The sequence below is a fragment of the Niveispirillum fermenti genome (assembly GCF_048066175.1).
GTDB classification, from domain to species: Bacteria; Pseudomonadota; Alphaproteobacteria; order Azospirillales; family Azospirillaceae; genus Niveispirillum; species Niveispirillum fermenti.
The window spans coordinates 116,219-132,458 of the sequence record NZ_JBLTXA010000003.1; the positions used below are offsets into that span (position 1 = coordinate 116,219).

17 protein-coding genes are annotated in these 16,240 nt (G+C 66.6%); 3 read left to right on the forward strand and 14 right to left on the reverse strand.

Going from position 1 to position 16,240, the window contains the following annotated elements; translation table 11 throughout:
- Positions 1–3: 3 nt before the first annotated feature.
- Genes ACM9LZ_RS04045 through oppB form a run of 3 tightly spaced genes read right to left on the reverse strand, consistent with a single transcriptional unit; the run spans position 4 to position 2,887 of the window.
- Positions 4–1,017, reverse strand: coding sequence for an ABC transporter ATP-binding protein (locus ACM9LZ_RS04045; RefSeq protein ID WP_416618068.1), 1,014 nt, complete (start codon positions 1,015–1,017; stop codon positions 4–6).
- Positions 1,018–1,030: 13 nt separating this feature from the next.
- Positions 1,031–1,948: an ABC transporter permease subunit gene (locus ACM9LZ_RS04050; protein ID WP_416618070.1), complete on the reverse strand. Its 918-nt coding sequence runs from the start codon at positions 1,946–1,948 to the stop codon at positions 1,031–1,033.
- Positions 1,949–1,963: 15 nt separating this feature from the next.
- On the reverse strand, positions 1,964–2,887 hold the full coding sequence (gene oppB, locus ACM9LZ_RS04055) for an oligopeptide ABC transporter permease OppB (protein WP_416618071.1): 924 nt from the start codon (positions 2,885–2,887) through the stop codon (positions 1,964–1,966).
- A gap of 643 nt (positions 2,888–3,530) precedes the next feature.
- Here oppB and acnA point away from each other — a divergent pair.
- The gene (acnA, locus tag ACM9LZ_RS04060) at positions 3,531–6,239 is read left to right on the forward strand and encodes an aconitate hydratase AcnA (protein ID WP_416618072.1); all 2,709 of its coding nucleotides are present in this window, start codon (positions 3,531–3,533) and stop codon (positions 6,237–6,239) included.
- 211 nt (positions 6,240–6,450) lie between these two features.
- Here acnA and ACM9LZ_RS04065 read toward each other — a convergent pair whose 3' ends face one another.
- The 5 genes from ACM9LZ_RS04065 to znuC form a co-directional block, all read right to left on the reverse strand.
- On the reverse strand, positions 6,451–7,059 hold the full coding sequence (locus tag ACM9LZ_RS04065) for a periplasmic heavy metal sensor (protein WP_416618073.1): 609 nt from the start codon (positions 7,057–7,059) through the stop codon (positions 6,451–6,453).
- Positions 7,056–7,571: a hypothetical protein gene (locus ACM9LZ_RS04070; RefSeq protein WP_416618074.1), complete on the reverse strand. Its 516-nt coding sequence runs from the start codon at positions 7,569–7,571 to the stop codon at positions 7,056–7,058. The genes ACM9LZ_RS04065 and ACM9LZ_RS04070 overlap by 4 nt, the downstream gene beginning before the upstream one ends.
- The gene (locus ACM9LZ_RS04075; RefSeq protein ID WP_416618075.1) at positions 7,568–8,263 is read right to left on the reverse strand and encodes an RNA polymerase sigma factor; all 696 of its coding nucleotides are present in this window, start codon (positions 8,261–8,263) and stop codon (positions 7,568–7,570) included. The genes ACM9LZ_RS04070 and ACM9LZ_RS04075 overlap by 4 nt, the downstream gene beginning before the upstream one ends.
- A gap of 397 nt (positions 8,264–8,660) precedes the next feature.
- Positions 8,661–9,452, reverse strand: a complete 792-nt coding sequence (locus ACM9LZ_RS04080) for a metal ABC transporter permease (RefSeq protein WP_416618269.1) — start codon at positions 9,450–9,452, stop codon at positions 8,661–8,663.
- Complete coding sequence (gene znuC / locus ACM9LZ_RS04085) at positions 9,445–10,281, reverse strand: zinc ABC transporter ATP-binding protein ZnuC (protein ID WP_445376559.1); 837 nt, start codon at positions 10,279–10,281, stop codon at positions 9,445–9,447. The genes ACM9LZ_RS04080 and znuC overlap by 8 nt, the downstream gene beginning before the upstream one ends.
- 153 nt (positions 10,282–10,434) lie before the next feature.
- Between znuC and ACM9LZ_RS04090 the strand changes: the two genes are divergently transcribed.
- Positions 10,435–11,370: a zinc ABC transporter substrate-binding protein gene (locus ACM9LZ_RS04090; protein ID WP_416618076.1), complete on the forward strand. Its 936-nt coding sequence runs from the start codon at positions 10,435–10,437 to the stop codon at positions 11,368–11,370.
- 61 nt (positions 11,371–11,431) lie between these two features.
- Entirely contained in the window at positions 11,432–12,229 is a 798-nt protein-coding gene (gene dapB, locus ACM9LZ_RS04095) for a 4-hydroxy-tetrahydrodipicolinate reductase (RefSeq protein ID WP_416618077.1), read from the forward strand.
- A gap of 79 nt (positions 12,230–12,308) precedes the next feature.
- Here dapB and ACM9LZ_RS04100 read toward each other — a convergent pair whose 3' ends face one another.
- The 6 genes from ACM9LZ_RS04100 to ACM9LZ_RS04125 all read right to left on the reverse strand — a co-directional run bounded on the left by ACM9LZ_RS04100 (position 12,309) and on the right by ACM9LZ_RS04125 (position 16,077).
- Complete coding sequence (locus ACM9LZ_RS04100; RefSeq protein ID WP_416618078.1) at positions 12,309–12,962, reverse strand: TerC family protein; 654 nt, start codon at positions 12,960–12,962, stop codon at positions 12,309–12,311.
- Positions 12,963–13,296: 334 nt separating this feature from the next.
- The gene (locus tag ACM9LZ_RS04105) at positions 13,297–13,668 is read right to left on the reverse strand and encodes a hypothetical protein (protein ID WP_416618079.1); all 372 of its coding nucleotides are present in this window, start codon (positions 13,666–13,668) and stop codon (positions 13,297–13,299) included.
- A 110-nt stretch (positions 13,669–13,778) separates the two neighbouring features.
- On the reverse strand, positions 13,779–14,390 hold the full coding sequence (locus tag ACM9LZ_RS04110; protein ID WP_416618080.1) for a histidine phosphatase family protein: 612 nt from the start codon (positions 14,388–14,390) through the stop codon (positions 13,779–13,781).
- Between the two features lie 10 nt (positions 14,391–14,400).
- Positions 14,401–15,300 carry an oxygen-dependent coproporphyrinogen oxidase gene (gene hemF, locus ACM9LZ_RS04115; protein WP_416618081.1) on the reverse strand — a complete coding sequence of 300 codons (900 nt, stop codon included), beginning with the start codon at positions 15,298–15,300 and terminating at the stop codon, positions 14,401–14,403.
- Positions 15,301–15,346: 46 nt separating this feature from the next.
- Positions 15,347–15,832, reverse strand: coding sequence for a tRNA (cytidine(34)-2'-O)-methyltransferase (locus ACM9LZ_RS04120; protein ID WP_416618082.1), 486 nt, complete (start codon positions 15,830–15,832; stop codon positions 15,347–15,349).
- A gap of 2 nt (positions 15,833–15,834) precedes the next feature.
- Positions 15,835–16,077 carry a hypothetical protein gene (locus tag ACM9LZ_RS04125; protein ID WP_416618083.1) on the reverse strand — a complete coding sequence of 81 codons (243 nt, stop codon included), beginning with the start codon at positions 16,075–16,077 and terminating at the stop codon, positions 15,835–15,837.
- Between the last annotated feature and the right edge of the window lie 163 nt (positions 16,078–16,240).

The following is a 16,240-nucleotide window of genomic DNA, read 5'->3' on the forward strand; positions in this document are numbered from 1 at the left end:
GCCTTATTCGCCGACCGGCAGCGACGGGGCGGCCGGATCGGAAACGGGGTTTTGAAGACTGACCAGGTGGCAGGCCTTGGCATGGCCGGGCCCGACCTCGCGCAGCAGCGGCAATTCGCTTACGCAGCGGTCATGCACGAAATCGCAGCGTTCCTGGAACGGGCAGCCCTTGGGCAGGCGCTGCAGGTTCGGCGGCTGGCCGGGAATGGCATAGAGCGTTTCCGACCGTTCCTCCGTCAGGCGCGGCATGGAGGAAAGCAGGCCGGCGGCGTAAGGGTGGGCGGGGGAATAGAAGATGTCCCGCACGGTGCCCGTCTCCATGAACCGGCCACCGTACATGACCTGCACCTTGTCGCACAGGCCGGCGACGGTGCCCAGATCATGGGTGATCAGCACGATGGCGGCCTTGGTCACGCGCTTCAGGTCGGCCATCAGGTCCAGGATCTGGGCCTGGACCGTCACGTCCAGCGCCGTTGTCGGTTCATCCGCGATCAGCAGTTCCGGCTCGCACAAAAGCGCCATGGCGATCATGATGCGCTGGCGCATGCCGCCCGACAATTCATGGGGATATTGCGTCAGGCGCCGGCCCGCCTCCGGGATCCGCACAAGGTTCAGCATTTCCAGCGCGCGCTTGGTGGCGTCGGCGTTGCTCATGCCCTTGTGCTGCACCAGCACCTCGGTCATCTGGCGGCCGATGCGCAGATGCGGGGTCAGGCCGGTCATGCTGTCCTGGAAGATCATGGCGATCTTGTCGCCGCGGATCCTGTTCAGTTCCTTGACCGGCATGCCGACCAGTTCGGTCCCGCGATAGCGGGCGGACCCCAGCGTCCGGCCGTTCTTGGCCAGAAGCCCCATCACGGACATGAAAAGCTGGCTCTTGCCGGAACCACTCTCACCGACGATGCCGACACATTCTCCCTCGTTTACATCGAAGGAAACGCCGTTGACGGCACTGACCTCGCCATCGGGTGTGGCGAAACGGACCTGGAGGTCGCGGACTTCCAAAACTGCGGTCATCTTGTCCGTTCCCTTAGCGGTCCTTGGGGTCCAGCGCGTCGCGCAGCCCGTCGCCGATGAAGTTGAAGCAGAACAGCGTCACCGCCAGGAACACGGCCGGGAAGATCAGCATGTGCGGGGCATTCTCCATCTGGGCGGCCCCTTCGGAAATCAGCACGCCCCAGCTCGTCATCGGCTCCTGCACGCCCAGGCCCAGGAAGGACAGGAAGCTTTCCACCAGGATCACCACCGGCACCAGCAGGGTGACGAACACGATGACCGGGCCAATGACGTTGGGGATGATGTGGCGGCGGATGATGTTGGGCGTGGACACGCCGGCGGCGCGGGCCGCCTCGATATATTCCTTGCGCTTCACGGACATGGTCTGGCCGCGCACGATACGCGCCATGGTCAGCCATTCGACACAGCCGATGGCCGCAAACACCAGGATGATGTGCCGGCCGAACACCACGACCAGGATGATCACGAAGAACATCAGCGGCATGGAATAGAGCACGTCGACGATGCGCATCATGACGCTGTCGATGCGACCACCGAAATAGCCGGCGACGGCACCGTAGACGACACCGATGATCAGGGCGACCAGCGTCGTGACGATGCCCACCGCCAGCGACACCTTGGCACCATACAGCGTGCGGATGAACAGGTCGCGGCCATTGGCATCGGTGCCGAACCAGTGGCTGTTCTCCAGCGTCGGGCCGACGCCGATATAATCCCAGTAGACCGCGTCATATTCATGCGGGCTGAGAAAATCCGCGAAGATCGCCAGCAAGGTGATGATGCCCAGCACGATCATGCTGACCACGGCCATCTTGTTGGCCAGCAGGCGGCGACGCGCGTCCTGCCAGAGCGACCGGCCCAGAACCTCCTCGCCCGCCGCCTTTTCGATCAGGGCCGCCCGTGTGGCGCTGCCGGTGATGTCTTGAACCATGGGGGTTTCCAGTTCTCAGTCGTAGCGCACGCGCGGGTCCATCAGGCCATAGACCAGATCGACCAGCAGGTTCATCAGCACGATCAGGCTGCCATAGGTGATGACGGTGCCCATCACCAGCGTATAGTCACGGTTGATGGCACCCTGCACAAAATAGCGGCCGATGCCGGGCAGCCCGAAAATCTGCTCGATCACCACCGAACCGGTCACCAGCCCGGCAACGGCCGGCCCCAGATAGGAGATCACGGGCAGCAGGGCCGCGCGCAGCGTGTGCCGGGTGATGATCAGGCGTTCCGGCAACCCCTTGGCATGGGCGGTGCGCACGAAGTTCGACCGCAGCACCTCCACCATGCCGCCGCGGGTCAGGCGGCTGATGATGGCGATCTGCGGCAGGGCCAGTGCCACAACCGGCAGAACCAGATGGCGCATCGACCCATCCCCCAGCCCCGCCACGGGCAACAGGCCGAGATAAATGCCGAAAACCAGGGTCAGCAGCGGCGCCATCACAAAATTCGGGATCGTGATGCCCACCATGGCCACACCCATGATGGAATAATCCGTCTTTGAATTCTGCCGCATGGCCGCGATGATGCCCAGCGTGCAGCCGATCACCACGGCCAGGGCAATGGCGGAAAGACCAAGGCGAAGCGAAACGGGGAAACCGGTGCCGATCAATTCGGATACCGTGAAATCCTTGTAGGTGAAGGAGGGGCCGAAATCACCCTGCAGCGCATTGCCCAGATAGATCAGGAACTGTTGCCAGACCGGCTTGTCCAGATTGTAGGCGGCCTTCAGGTTGGCCTCGATCTCCGGCGGCAACACCCGCTCGCTGTCGAACGGGCCGCCGGGGGCGGAGTGCATCAGGAAAAAGGACAGGGCAACGATCACCAGCAAAGTCGGGATCGCTTCCAGCAGCCGCCGGACGGCATAAGACAACATCTACAGGGTCCCTCCATCGCGCCTTATTCAGCCGGCATGGACTCTGCCATGCGCCAAACGCATCCCGCGCGGACGGCATGACATGTCTGTGAAAAAACCGTCCCTGTCAACCGTGCCACGGCAAAAGAGATATTATTTCAAGTCTAGACATGTCCGCGGGCCATTCATCATTTAATGCAGGCCGTATCGGGTAATTTTTGGTGCCGGAAACGCGCGAGGGCATATTCCGGTATTCGCCGGTTCCGTTCCATTCATCATCCACCGCCCATGATCGTGCCGGGTTTCACGGCGGGTTTCCAGTTCAATCACCGGCACTGCGTCCTGTCCGCCGCCGCCATGGGCGGGCTCTCCGGTTACCGGGTCGTGCCCAGGGGGCGGGCCCCGGCGCATGGCCCGTGGCGGTGATCCGGCCGCAGGTCCGTCTCCAGTTAAGATTGTTTCGCAACAAGCCCCTACCTTGAGCGAAATCGACGAAAATGGGGGGCTGATCCCCCCTTCTGGGATTTGCCCCGCACCGCAAAAAGCGCTACACCACGCACCGAAACAGCCATCCTCGGCAGGCCGGTTGTTCCCGGACGCTGGAGCCGGGGCGAAGGTGCGGCCCGCCTAATTCCCGCGACCCCGTTGGAGGAGTCACCCCCTTATGTCCACGACCACCGGCACCGACAGCCTGAAAACCCGCCGCACATTGACCGTCGGCGGCAAGTCCGTTGATTATTTCAGCATTCCCGAAGCCGAGAAGGCCGGCCTGGGCGATGTATCGCGCCTGCCCTTCTCGATGAAGGTGCTGCTGGAGAACCTGCTGCGCTTCGAAGATGGGCGCACGGTGAGCGTGGACGACGTGAAGGCCGTCGCCCAGTGGCTGGTCGACAAGCGGTCCGACCGCGAGATCGCCTATCGTCCGGCCCGCGTGCTGATGCAGGATTTCACGGGCGTTCCGGCCGTCTGCGATCTGGCCGCGATGCGCGAGGCCATGGTGGCGCTGGGTGGTGATCCGACCAAGATCAACCCGCTGACCCCGGTCGATCTGGTCATCGACCATTCGGTGATGGTCGATGCCTTCGGCACCCCGCAGGCCTTTGACGAGAATGTGGACCTGGAATTCCAGCGCAATGGCGAACGGTACGAGTTCCTGCGCTGGGGCCAGAAGGCCTTCAACAATTTCCGCGTCGTGCCGCCGGGCACCGGCATCTGCCACCAGGTGAACCTGGAATATCTGGCCCAGACCGTCTGGACCGATACCGACCAGACCGGCGCGACCGTGGCCTATCCGGACACGCTGGTCGGCACCGACAGCCACACGACCATGGTCAACGGCATGGCCGTGCTGGGCTGGGGCGTGGGCGGTATCGAGGCCGAAGCCGCGATGCTGGGCCAGCCCATCTCCATGCTGATCCCGGAAGTCGTCGGCTTCAAGCTGACCGGCAAGCTGCGTGAGGGTGCGACCGCCACCGATCTGGTGCTGACCGTCACCCAGATGCTGCGCGCGAAGAAGGTGGTCGGCAAGTTCGTGGAATTCTACGGTTCGGGCCTGGACGCCCTGACCCTGGCCGACCGCGCGACGATCGCCAACATGGCCCCGGAATATGGCGCCACCTGCGGCATCTTCCCGATCGATGCCGAGACCATCCGCTTCCTGCACTTCACCGGCCGCGACGCCGACCGCGTGGCGCTGGTGGAAGCCTATGCCAAGGCCCAGGGCATGTGGCGCGATGCCAACTCGCCCGAGCCGGTCTTCACCGATACGCTGGAACTGGACCTTGGTTCGGTTGAGCCGTCCCTGGCCGGCCCGAAGCGTCCGCAGGACCGCGTGCTGCTGTCCAACGTCACCAAGGAATTCGGCGAATTCCTGGCCACCGACGTTGCCGGCCGCCCCGTCAGCCAGCCGACCGACGTTGCCGGTGCCGATTACAAGCTGGATCACGGCCATGTCGTGATCGCCGCCATCACCAGCTGCACCAACACCTCCAACCCGTCGGTGCTGTTCGCCGCCGGCCTGGTGGCGAAGAAGGCGGTGGAACTGGGCCTGAAGACCAAGCCGTGGGTGAAGCCCTCGCTGGCGCCCGGGTCCCAGGTCGTGACCGACTATCTGAATGCCGCCGGCCTGTCGTCCTATCTGGATCAGCTCGGCTTCAATCTGGTCGGCTATGGCTGCACCACCTGCATCGGCAATTCCGGTCCGCTGCCGGACCCGATCGCCGCCGCCGTGGATGCGGGCAAGCTGACCGTCGCGTCGGTTCTGTCGGGCAATCGCAACTTCGAAGGCCGCGTGTCCCCGCAGGTCCGCGCCAACTATCTGGCCTCCCCGCCGCTGGTGGTGGCCTATGCCCTGGCCGGCACGCTGCACCTGGACATCTCCAAGGATCCGATCGGCACGGGCAAGGACGGCAAGCCCGTCTACCTGAAGGACATCTGGCCGTCGAACAAGGAGATCGAGGACACGATCGCCCAGTTCCTGACGCGCGACATGTTCGTCAGCCGCTATGCCAACGTGTTCCAGGGTCCGGAACAGTGGCAGAAGATCAAGACCGTCGAGGGCATGACCTACAAGTGGGACGACAAGTCGACCTACGCGAAGCGTCCGCCGCTGTTCGACGGCATCACCATGCAGCCGGGCGACGTGTCCGATGTGAAGGGGGCCCGTGCGCTCGCCATTCTGGGCGACAGCATCACCACCGACCACATCTCCCCGGCCGGCAACATCAAGAAGGCCAGCCCGGCCGGTGAATACCTGCTGGAGAATGGCGTCACCGTCGCCGACTTCAACAGCTATGGCGCCCGCCGCGGCAACCATGAAGTCATGATGCGTGGCACCTTCGCCAATATCCGCATCAAGAACGAGATGGTGCCGGGTGTCGAAGGCGGCGTGACCAAGTATGTCCCGACCGGCGACGTCATGCCGATCTACAATGCCTCCATGAAGTATCAGGCCGAGGGCACGCCGCTGGTCGTGTTCGCGGGCGCCGAGTATGGCACCGGTTCCTCGCGTGACTGGGCGGCCAAGGGCACCCGCCTGCTGGGCGTTCGCGCCGTGGTGGCGGAAAGCTTCGAGCGTATCCACCGGTCCAATCTGGTCGGCATGGGCATCCTTCCGCTTCAGTACCCGGCCGGTGTGAACCGCAAGACGCTGAAGCTGGATGGCTCGGAAACCTTCGACATCGTGGGTGTCGAAGCCGGCCTGAAGCCGCGCATGAACCTGACGCTGACCATCACCCGCGCCGACGGGTCGAAGGAGACGCTGGACCTGCTGTGCCGCATCGACACGCTGGACGAGGTCGATTATTTCAAGAATGGCGGCATCCTGCAGTACGTGCTGCGCAATCTGGCGGCCCCGGCCGCCGCCGCAGAGTAACCGACGCCCTGATGGACAGGGTTCCCGTCTGGGAACCCTGTCCGGTCTGCCGGCGGCAAATACCGCTGGCGGGCAGGCGGGATGAAGGGCAGGGGCGTCGGTGCAATCCGGCGCTCACCCTGCACAAAGAAAACCCGGCGGAACCATCCGCCGGGTTTTTTCATGAACGGGGCTTGTTTCCGGACATCCCCGGCGGGCTGGCCGGGGATGTCTAGCGCTGCTCGTCGCCTTCCCCTGGCCTGGGGCCCGGCGGTGCTGCCATCGGGGCGCGGGCCGGGTCGAATGGAATGGCACCGGGCGGTGGCGGGGGCATGCCCGGTTCGCGGCCGCCCGGCCCGTCATTCATCAGCAGGCGGGGGCCGCGCATCTCCGTCAGGCGGCGTCTTCCCTCCGGCGACAATTTCTCCAGGACGGCGATGATCGTATCGGTCTGGCCACGCTCCATCGCCTGACGTTCGGCTGCGGCCTTCTCCAACTCCGTGCGCAGGGCGGCGGCGTCGAAGGGGTCGGCCTGCATCAGATCACGAAGGTTATCGATACGGCTCCGGAATGTTTTGGCGCGCTCGGCGAATTTTTCCATATCGCCTTCGAAATGATCCCGAAGTATCTGGGCATCGGCTGGCGGAAGATCATCGATTTTCCGCCGCAGGGCGATCATGGGACCACCGAAGCCCGGGGGGCCCTCCGGACCGTCCGCCATCATGCGTGGCGGATGGGGCGGGGTGGGCGCCAGCCAGTGGGGAACCTGCGTTCCCAGCAGGAAAAGGTTGAGGCCGACCGACGCCAGCAGCGCGGTCTGGATCAGGCGGTTGCGGTTCATTGGAACAGGCTTTCCAGGGCGGACGGGGTGAAAAGGGCGCCGGCCAGATCATTGCCGGCGGTGGCCGTGACGGCGGTGACCGCGGGGGCGGGGCCTGTCGCCGGTGTCACGGTGCCGACGAGGATTCCGGCCGCGGTGCAGGCCGCCAGCCCGGCTGTGCGGGGCCAGACGGGGGCAAGTGTATCCACCCAGCGGCGCAGACGCTGTGCAAAAGGGGGCGGCCGCCGCACCGGCTGCCGTGCGGGCAGGTCGGCCAGGGCCCCGGCCACGACCCGGGCCACGCGATCGGCCCCTGTGTCGGGCCGCGGGGCCATGTCCAGCAGTCCGTCCAGGGCCGCGGCCTGTCGCAGGGCCGCGTGTGCCTCTCTGGTGCTCGCCAGCAATGCCTGGGCCGGGCCACGCCATTCGGCAGGCCAGCGGTCCGGTGCGGCGCCGTACTGCTCCAGCAGGCTCCGGAAGGTGGCCATCCCCATGGCCGTCTCCCGATCCGCATCTTGCTTCGGTTCCCTCATGTCTCATCCTCCCCCACGCCCGTAATCCCCAGGGCGGTCAGCCGGCTGCGCAAGGCGCGGCGGGCGCGGGCCAGCAGCGATTCCACTGCTGGCACCGACAAGTCCATCACCCGCCCGGCCTCGGCGGCGCTCATCTCCTCGTAATAGCAAAGGGCGACGGCCGCCCTTTGCCGCTCCGGCAGGCCCGCAAGGGCCGCCTCCATCTTTGCCGATACCTGCCGACGCGCCACCAGCGTGCCAGCGGCGGGTGCCGGGTCGGGAACGTCGGGTGCGTCGTCCAGCGCCTCGAACCCCTGCCGCCGCCGGCGATCGATGCATTGGTTGACGACGACCCTGTGCAGCCAGGTGGGGAACCGGGCCGAACCGCCCGCCTGCCACTGGCCGGCCCGGGTCCAGACCTTCACCCACGCCTCCTGTACCACCTCGTCCGCCTCGGCGGCACTGCCCAGAATACGCTGGGCAACGGACAGGGCCCTGGCGCTGTGCCGGGTGGCCAGCACGGCAAAGGCCGCCCGGTCGCCATCGGCGATAAGGGCCAGCAGCGTGTCATCGTCCAGCACCTGCTCCGCAGCCGTCATCGGCGTCACGGTCACCTGCTTCTCTTCGTTCCGAACCCGTCCGGCGGCGCTGGATATCCGGGCGTCGCGCCCCGGCGGATCCAGCGGTGACGGCAACCGCTTCGTCGCCAGCATGCCCCTTCCACGCGGCGGGGCACAGGGGACTGTCGCGCCCCTGTGCGGGAAAAATTACCAAGCCTACGCGACAGGGACCAGCCGGGGGCAGCGTGGAAGAGGTATCGCCACCCGGTGCAAACCCCATCCGACGGCACCGGCAAAATCCCCCGTACCCCAGCCCATCCGGCCCCGGGGGATCGGCGATGAACGGGCCGGCCTCCCGGCATATCCGGACCCCGCCGACCCCGCCCCTTCAAAAAGGCGGTGTCCGGCCCGGGAGGTTCCAGGTGCGGCCATGTCTCCAGAGTAGGGCTGACCCCCGCTGTTCCTGCCCGGACGGCGGGGGTCTTCCTGCCTGCTGCATCATGCCCTTCAATCGCCAGCGCCCCATGCGTGGGCCATGACCACGCGGTCGCTACGCAGCCGCGCGGGCCGGCAGCAGGTGGCTGATCAGGAACAGGAAAGCGCCGGCCGACACGATGGCCGGTCCCGTCGGCAAATCAGCCCAGAGCGAGGCGGCAAGCCCCGTTACCACCGTGCCCATGCCGATCAGGACGGACAGCAGGGCCATGGCTTCCGGCCCGCGCACGAAGCGCCGGGCCGTGGCCGCCGGGATGATCAGCAGCGACGTGACCAGCAGAATGCCCACGATTTTCATGGCCAGCGCGATGGTGACGGCGATCAGCAGCGTGAAGCCCAGCCGGATGCGGCGCACGGGCACGCCTTCGACACGGGCCAGATCCTCATCCACGATCAGGGCCAGCAACCCGCGCCAGATCCAGGCCAGCAGCGCCAGCACGACAGCCCCGCCGGCCCAGATGGCGTAAAGGTCCGCGTCGGCGACGGCCAGAATGTCGCCGAACAGATAGGACAGCAGATCCACCCGCACCGACCCCAGCAACGCCATGGCGACCAGCCCCAGGCTGAGCGTGGAATGCGAGATGATGCCCAGCAGCGTGTCACTGGCCAGCCGTCGCTGTTCCTGGAGGAGGGTCAGCGAAACGGCAATGACCAGACAGACCAGCACGATGCCGGCCCCGGCCCCGATCCCGGCCAGAAAGCCCAGTGCCACGCCAAGCAGGGCCGAATGGGACAGGGTGTCCCCGAAATAGGCCATACGCCGCCAGACGACGACGCAGCCCAGCGGCCCCGTGACCAGCGCCATGCCGATACCGGCCAGCAATGCCCGAACCAGGAAATCATCCATGGTCATGCCCCGCCGGATGATGATGGCCGTGCCCGTGCCGCCCATGGTCATGGTGATGATGGTGGCTGTGGGGGGTATGTTCCTGCCCCGCCGGCACCACGCAGCCATCATCGGCGTGGCTGTGGTCATGGCTGTGGTGATAGACGGCCAGTGCCTCTGCATGGCGGCCGAACAGGGCCGTGTATTCAGGATGGCGCGACACGTCCTCGGGCTTGCCCTGGCAGCAGACATGCCGGTTCAGGCAGAGCACCGTGTCGGTGCGGGCCATGACCAGATGCAGGTCGTGGCTGACCAGCAGTACGCCGCAGCCCCGGCGGTTGCGGATATCGCCGATCAGTTCGAACAGTTCGATCTGGCCATGCACGTCCACGGCCTGTACGGGTTCGTCCAGGACCAGCAGGTCCGGGCGGCGCAGCAGGGCGCGGGCCAGCAGCACGCGCTGCATCTCCCCGCCCGACAGGGTCTGCACGGCGCGGTCGATCGTATGGGACGCTCCCACCTCCGCCAATGTGCCGCGCATCTCCGCTTCCCCGCTGCGCGACCAGAGCGACAGGAAGCGCCGCACGGTCAGCGGCAGCGTGGCATCGACGGAGAGGCGCTGGGGCATATAGCCGATGCGCAGGCCCGGCCGGCGTTCCACCCGGCCCGCCGTGGGTGGCAGCAGGCCCAGGCACAGCTTGACCAGACTGGTCTTGCCGGCCCCGTTGGGGCCGATCAGGGTGACGATCTCCCCTGCGCTGACGGTCAGGGACACGTCGTCCAGCACGGCGCGTCCCGCCCGCGACAGGCTCAACCCCTCGGCTTTCAACAGCGGCGTGGACACGGGCATGAAGGCTCCGGTGGCGGCGGGCGGCGATCTGATCTGCGCCTGCCGCAGGGTTTACGCCATGCTGTGCGTCTTGACAAACGTTACATTATAACACATTTGCTGGGTTCCCACTTCTCGACGTCAGGTTTGCTGTCTCCGCCAGGGTTCCGTTGCATGTTCCGTTTGCTGACAATCGCGGTCCTTCTCGTGGCCGGGCTCTCCTTCCCGATTGCCGCGGCACCGCCGCCGCCCAAGGTGGTCGTGTCGGTGAAACCGCTGCATTCCCTGGTTGCCGGGATCATGCAGGGGGCGGGGGAACCTTATCTGCTGGTAAGGGGCGCCGCCAGTCCGCACGCCTTCGCGCTGCGGCCGTCCGATGCCCGGGCCCTGGCCGATGCGCAACTGATCGTGTGGGCCGGCCCGATGATGGAGACATTCCTGGAACGGCCGCTATCCACGCTGGCGCGCGGGGCCACGCTGCTGACCCTGTCACAGTCCGCCGGGGTGCGGCTGCTGCCCACCCGGGCCGGCGGTGCCTGGGAACATCACGACCATGATCACGGCCATGCCGGCCACGATCATGGTGACCTGACGACCGACGGGCATTTGTGGCTGGACCCCATGAACGCCAAGGCCATCGGCCTGGCCGTGGCGGGGGCGCTGTCCACACTGGACCCGGCGCGGGCGGCCCTCTACCACGCCAATGCGCAGGCCCGGAGCGAAGAGATCGACCGCCTGCACGCGGAATTGTCGGCCGAACTGGCGACGGTCAGGGACCGGCCCTTCATCGTCTTCCACGACGCCTATCATTATCTAGAGGACCGGTACGGGCTGGCCACCGCCGGGGCCATCACGGTGAGCCCGGACCAGCCGCCGGGTGCCGCCCGCCTGTCGGCCCTGCGCCGGCGTATCGCGCAGGCCGGGGCCGTGTGCATATTCGCCGAGCCGCAGTTCGAGCCGGCCCTGGTGCGCACCCTGGCCCAGGGGACCAAGGCGCGCACGGGTGTGCTGGACCCGGAAGGGGCGAATATTCCCGACGGGCCGGGCCTTTATCCCGCCCTGATGCGCTTCAACGTGCGTTCACTGGTGGATTGCCTTTCCGGGGGCTGATCAGGGCACCGGGGCATGCTATGCCCATGGTCTGGATCATGTCTGGGTGAGGGAAATGGCGATGCGTATCGGAATCGTGGGCGGCGGCGGCCGCATGGGTCAGATGCTGATCCGCGAGGTCCTGGCGACCGGGGGGGCCAGCCTGTCCGGTGCCACGGAGCGGCCGGGTTCGGCCGTCATCGGCCGTGACCTGGGCGTGCTGGTGGGGGGCGAGCCGGCGGGTGTCGCCGTCACCGACGACGCGGCCGCCCTGTTCGCCACGGCCGATGCCGTCATCGACTTCACCGCACCGGCGGCCACGGTGGCCCACGCCGCCCTGGCTGCCGAACATGGCACGGCGCTGATCGTGGGCACCACCGGCCTGACGGCCGACGACCATGCGCGGCTTGCGATGGCGGCGGAGAAGGCGCCGCTGGTCGTGGCGGCCAATTTCAGCCTGGGCGTCACGCTGCTGGCCGGACTGGTGCGCAAGGTTGCGGCGACGCTGGGTCCCGACTGGGATATCGAGATCGTGGAGATGCACCACAAGCACAAGGTCGATGCGCCCAGCGGCACGGCGCTGGCATTGGGCCGCGCGGCGGCGGCCGGTCGCGGGGTGGACCTGATGGATGTGAAGGATGCCGTGCGCGACGGCCATACGGGCGCGCGCAAGCGGGGGGATATCGGCTTTGCCACCGTGCGCGGCGGCGACGTGGTGGGGGACCATACCGTGATGTTCGCCACCGAGGCGGAACGGCTGGAACTGACGCACAAGGCCGGCAGCCGCGCCATTTTCGCGCGCGGCGCCGTGCGGGCCGCATTGTGGGCCGGGGGCCGGGCACCGGGACTATATTCGATGGATGACGTGCTGGGCCTCTGACCCCGGCACGCCAGAGACGACGCGATCGGCAAGGGGCCGGCCGGGGGGGGGCGCATACCCCCCCGGCCGGCCCGGTTCCTCAGCCGCCGATCATGCCCACGAAGGGCACCACCTGCTCCCCGCCACTGATGATCATCTTGATGGCCACGTAAAGGATGACCAGCAGGCCGATATAGGCGATCCAGTGGTAGCGCGACAGAAGCTTGGCGATGGCTGTCGCGGCCGCCCCCATGAAGGCCACCGACAGGGCCAGCCCCAGGATCAGCACCTCCGGATGGTCATGCGCCGCGCCGGCCACGGCCAGCACATTGTCCAGCGACATGGACACGTCGGCGATGACGATCTGGATGATGGCCTGGCGCACCGTCTTGGTGCCTTCCGGCGGCAAACTCTCTGCATCGGGATTGTCGCCATCGGGGTTGGCGGCCTCGTCCACCACCTCGGCGGCCAGCGCCTCCTGCCGCTGTTCGCGGATTTCGCGCCACATCTTCCAGCAGACCCACAGCAGCAGGATGCCACCCGCCAGGGTCAGTCCCACGATATCCAGCAATTGCGTGGTCAGCAGGGCGAAGATGATGCGCAGCACCACGGCCGCCGCGATGCCCCAGAAGATGACCTTCGTGCGTTGATGGGCTGCCACCCCGGCTGCGGCCAGGCCGACGACGATGGCATTGTCGCCCGCCAGCACGATGTCGATCAGGATGACCTGCCACAGGGCATGCCAGAACGACATTTCAAAAAACATTTCCATATCCGCAGATCCTCTCGCCGATGGTGCCCGTCCGTTTGCGGAGAGGCATTTTTATTGATTTAGACAAGTACAAAAAAGCCCGCCCCTTGAAACAGGGGCGGGTTATCAAGTCTTGGCAGTTGGATCCTGCATGAATGATGACAGGACAATTTGAGATTGGGCGCAGAAATCGCGGATGTCAAACAGTAAATTCACAAAATATCAAAATGAATTGGCGATATTTACTTAATCTCAGGCAAAGAAAAAGCGCTTTCATCCAATTATATGGATGAGGTACTTCAAGTTATTGCAATGAAAGAAGGAGTTGCCGGAGCCCTTACAGGCGCGGCGGGCCCGTGGCCCAGGGGCGGCCCGTCAGGCGGCCATCCTGCTGCGCGGCAGTGGCGAAGATACGGGCCGATGTCGCCGTGAATCCCCGCTTCAACGTGGAAGCAGGGGAGGCGAGCCCGTCCATGCCCGAGCCCTCGTCGCTGTTGGCAGGCGACGGTGTCTCGGGTATCGCGGTCAGAAGCAGGGGGGCGGTATCGTCGGGGCCGGGCGGCGGCAGGGGGATGTCGTCCCCGGCTGTCGCAATGCCACCTGGCGGCTGATCGGGGGCGAGCCCGTGCGCTGTTGCCGGCGGGGCCAGCAACAGGAAGGACAGGCTCAGCAAAAGGACAAGCAACCGTACAACGGTCACAGGCATCATCCCCGGCGGCGCAATCCCATCTCGGGACGCTACATCCCTACAATGGGCGCGCCCTGGCCCGACGGCAAGGGCAAGAAAGGCATGTGAGCCCCCCGGCGGGGCCAGGGGCGTCAGCCGCCCAGTTCCTCCACCCCATGCCGGGACAGCCGGAACACGCGATCCTGCGGCACGGGCAGGGCACAGCATGTGGCCTGGTCCTGGCCGGCATAATGGCCGCGCAGGACGCGGCCCGTCATGCCGTGTGAGATGGCGATGGTGGGCCGGTCCACGACCGCCAGGAAGGATAGCAGCCGTTCGAGCACGCCGTCGAAACGCTCCCCGTTCGGGGCGTGGAACTGCCAGCCATGCGGGCCGTGGGCGGCCAGCCAGGGATTGGCCGCCTCGATCTCCGGCCGGGTCATCCCTTCCCAATCGCCGAACGACACCTCTGCCAGGCGTGCATCCAGCGTGACGGGCAGGTCCAGATGGCGGTTGATGATGCGCGTCGTCTCCTGCGTCCGGCCCAGAGGGCTGGAGACCAGCCGGACGCCGTCGCGCCCGCCGGGGATCGCCGCCAGCAGGGTCCGAAGGATACGGCCCACCTGATCGGCCTGGGCACGGCCCTTTTCCGTCAGGTCGCTGTCCATCTGGCCCTGGCACCGCGCCTCCACGTTCCATCGGGTCTGCCCGTGGCGGACCAGCAGGATGGGATGGGCGGCGATGGTGCGGTGTTCCAGGATCATGTCCATGGGATCAGGGCCATTTCACTTCGGGCGGCAGGCTCATCAGGATGGCGTCGATATTGCCGCCCGTCTTCAACCCGAACAGCGTGCCGCGATCATGCAGCAGGTTGAATTCGACATAGCGGCCCCGGCGCAGCAACTGGTGCTCGCGCTGGGCGTCGGTCCAGTCCTGCTGCATGCGCCGGGCAACGATGCGGGGATAGACATCCAGGAACGCCTCGCCCACCGCGCGGGTGAAGGCGAAATCGGCTTCCCAGTCGCCGCTGTCCAGATGATCGTAGAAGATGCCGCCCACGCCCCTTGGCTCGTCGCGGTGGGGCAGGAAGAAATAGCGGTCGCACCATTCCTTGAACCGGTCGTAATAATCGGCGCCGTGCCGGTCGCAGGCCGCCTTCAGCGCAGCGTGGAACGCGGCCTTGTCCTCTTCGGTCTGCACGCCTTCCAGGAACATCGGCGTCAGGTCGGCGCCGCCGCCGAACCAGCCCTGGCTGGTGACCAGCATGCGGGTGTTCATATGGACGGCCGGAACCAGAGGGCTGCGCATATGGGCCACCAGACTGATGCCGCTGGCCCAGAAGCGCCCGTCACCGCCCGCCCCCGTGATCGATCCCCGGAATTCAGGAGAGAAGGTGCCATGGACGGTGGAGATGTTGACGCCCACCTTCTCGAACACGCGGCCCTTCATCACGCTCATCACGCCGCCGCCGCCCTCGGCCCCGTCATGGTTGGGCCGGTTCCATTCCTTGCGTTCGAACCGGCCGGCCGGCAGCCCGGCATGCCGTCCGCCCGCCAGATCATCCTCCAGCCGCTCGAACGCGGCGCAGATATGATCGCGCAGGGTCCGGAACCATGTGCTGGCCTGGGCCTGGCGGGCGGCCAGGATGTCGGGGGCGGGAAGCGGGGTGGGCATGGGGCGGGTCCGGGACAGCCAACGGGAACGGGGAACGGATGCGGGTTTACCCTGTCGCGCCCGTGCGTGCCATGGGGGAATCGGCCGCACCGCCCCCCACCTGCCGCAACACTTCCCCCAGCACCATGGCGGCGGCCACGGCGACATTCAGCGACCGTGTGCCCGCGCGCATGGGGATCAGCACCCGCAGGCTGGCGGCCTCATGCACATCTTCCGGCACGCCGGCGCTTTCCCGGCCCAGCAGCAGGATGTCGTCGGGCCGGTAGGCGACCTGGGTATAGGGCACGGCGGCGCGGGTGGTCAGCAGCACCAGCCGTCCCTGCCGCCGGGCCTGGAAGGCATCCCAGCTCGCATGGCGCGTCACCTCGGCATGGCCGGCATAATCCATCACCGACCGCCGCATGCGCCGGTCGTCCAGGATGAAGCCGCAGGGCTCTATGATGTCCAGGCCGACGCCGGTGCAGGCGGCCAGCCGCATCAGCGTGCCGGCATTCTGCGGAATGTCGGGCTGGTAAAGGGCGATGCGGGGCAAGGTCAGGTCAGCACGTCCAGATACATGCCACGGCGGTAGCGGGCGGGAAGGCGCAGCATGCCATCAACGATCAGGGCCGCCAGCTCCCGCGGGTTGGGCCAGCGGTTGCCGGGCCGCCCCGTGGGGATGGGCCGCCCGCCGGGGCCGGTGATGGCGATGGTGCCGCGCCGGCCACCGCCTTCCACCAGGGCGCCGCCCATGCCGCTGGCAGCGGCGGATGTCGAATTCATGCGCGTATCGACCATCTCGTGGTGTCCCCCGGCCGGGTTGTCTTTGCATCAGGAGCAGACAGGATATAAGGAACAAGGCCCGGCGGAAAGGGGCTGGTGCATCCCCGCATGGCGGAATTGCGGGGGAAAGCCGCTGTCCACGGGCTTGACTCCATGCAACCCCTCGTCTATCAACGCG

Coding starts and splice junctions, on each gene's coding strand:
- ACM9LZ_RS04045 (WP_416618068.1), bottom strand. CDS start 1,017: ATGACCGCAGTTTTGGAAGTCCGCGACCTCCAGGTCCGTTTCGCCACA.
- ACM9LZ_RS04050 (WP_416618070.1), bottom strand. CDS start 1,948: ATGGTTCAAGACATCACCGGCAGCGCCACACGGGCGGCCCTGATCGAA.
- oppB (WP_416618071.1), bottom strand. CDS start 2,887: ATGTTGTCTTATGCCGTCCGGCGGCTGCTGGAAGCGATCCCGACTTTG.
- acnA (WP_416618072.1), top strand. CDS start 3,531: ATGTCCACGACCACCGGCACCGACAGCCTGAAAACCCGCCGCACATTG.
- ACM9LZ_RS04065 (WP_416618073.1), bottom strand. CDS start 7,059: ATGAACCGCAACCGCCTGATCCAGACCGCGCTGCTGGCGTCGGTCGGC.
- ACM9LZ_RS04070 (WP_416618074.1), bottom strand. CDS start 7,571: ATGAGGGAACCGAAGCAAGATGCGGATCGGGAGACGGCCATGGGGATG.
- ACM9LZ_RS04075 (WP_416618075.1), bottom strand. CDS start 8,263: ATGCTGGCGACGAAGCGGTTGCCGTCACCGCTGGATCCGCCGGGGCGC.
- ACM9LZ_RS04080 (WP_416618269.1), bottom strand. CDS start 9,452: ATGGATGATTTCCTGGTTCGGGCATTGCTGGCCGGTATCGGCATGGCG.
- znuC (WP_445376559.1), bottom strand. CDS start 10,281: ATGCCCGTGTCCACGCCGCTGTTGAAAGCCGAGGGGTTGAGCCTGTCG.
- ACM9LZ_RS04090 (WP_416618076.1), top strand. CDS start 10,435: ATGTTCCGTTTGCTGACAATCGCGGTCCTTCTCGTGGCCGGGCTCTCC.
- dapB (WP_416618077.1), top strand. CDS start 11,432: ATGCGTATCGGAATCGTGGGCGGCGGCGGCCGCATGGGTCAGATGCTG.
- ACM9LZ_RS04100 (WP_416618078.1), bottom strand. CDS start 12,962: ATGTCGTTCTGGCATGCCCTGTGGCAGGTCATCCTGATCGACATCGTG.
- ACM9LZ_RS04105 (WP_416618079.1), bottom strand. CDS start 13,668: ATGATGCCTGTGACCGTTGTACGGTTGCTTGTCCTTTTGCTGAGCCTG.
- ACM9LZ_RS04110 (WP_416618080.1), bottom strand. CDS start 14,390: ATGATCCTGGAACACCGCACCATCGCCGCCCATCCCATCCTGCTGGTC.
- hemF (WP_416618081.1), bottom strand. CDS start 15,300: ATGCCCACCCCGCTTCCCGCCCCCGACATCCTGGCCGCCCGCCAGGCC.
- ACM9LZ_RS04125 (WP_416618083.1), bottom strand. CDS start 16,077: ATGGTCGATACGCGCATGAATTCGACATCCGCCGCTGCCAGCGGCATG.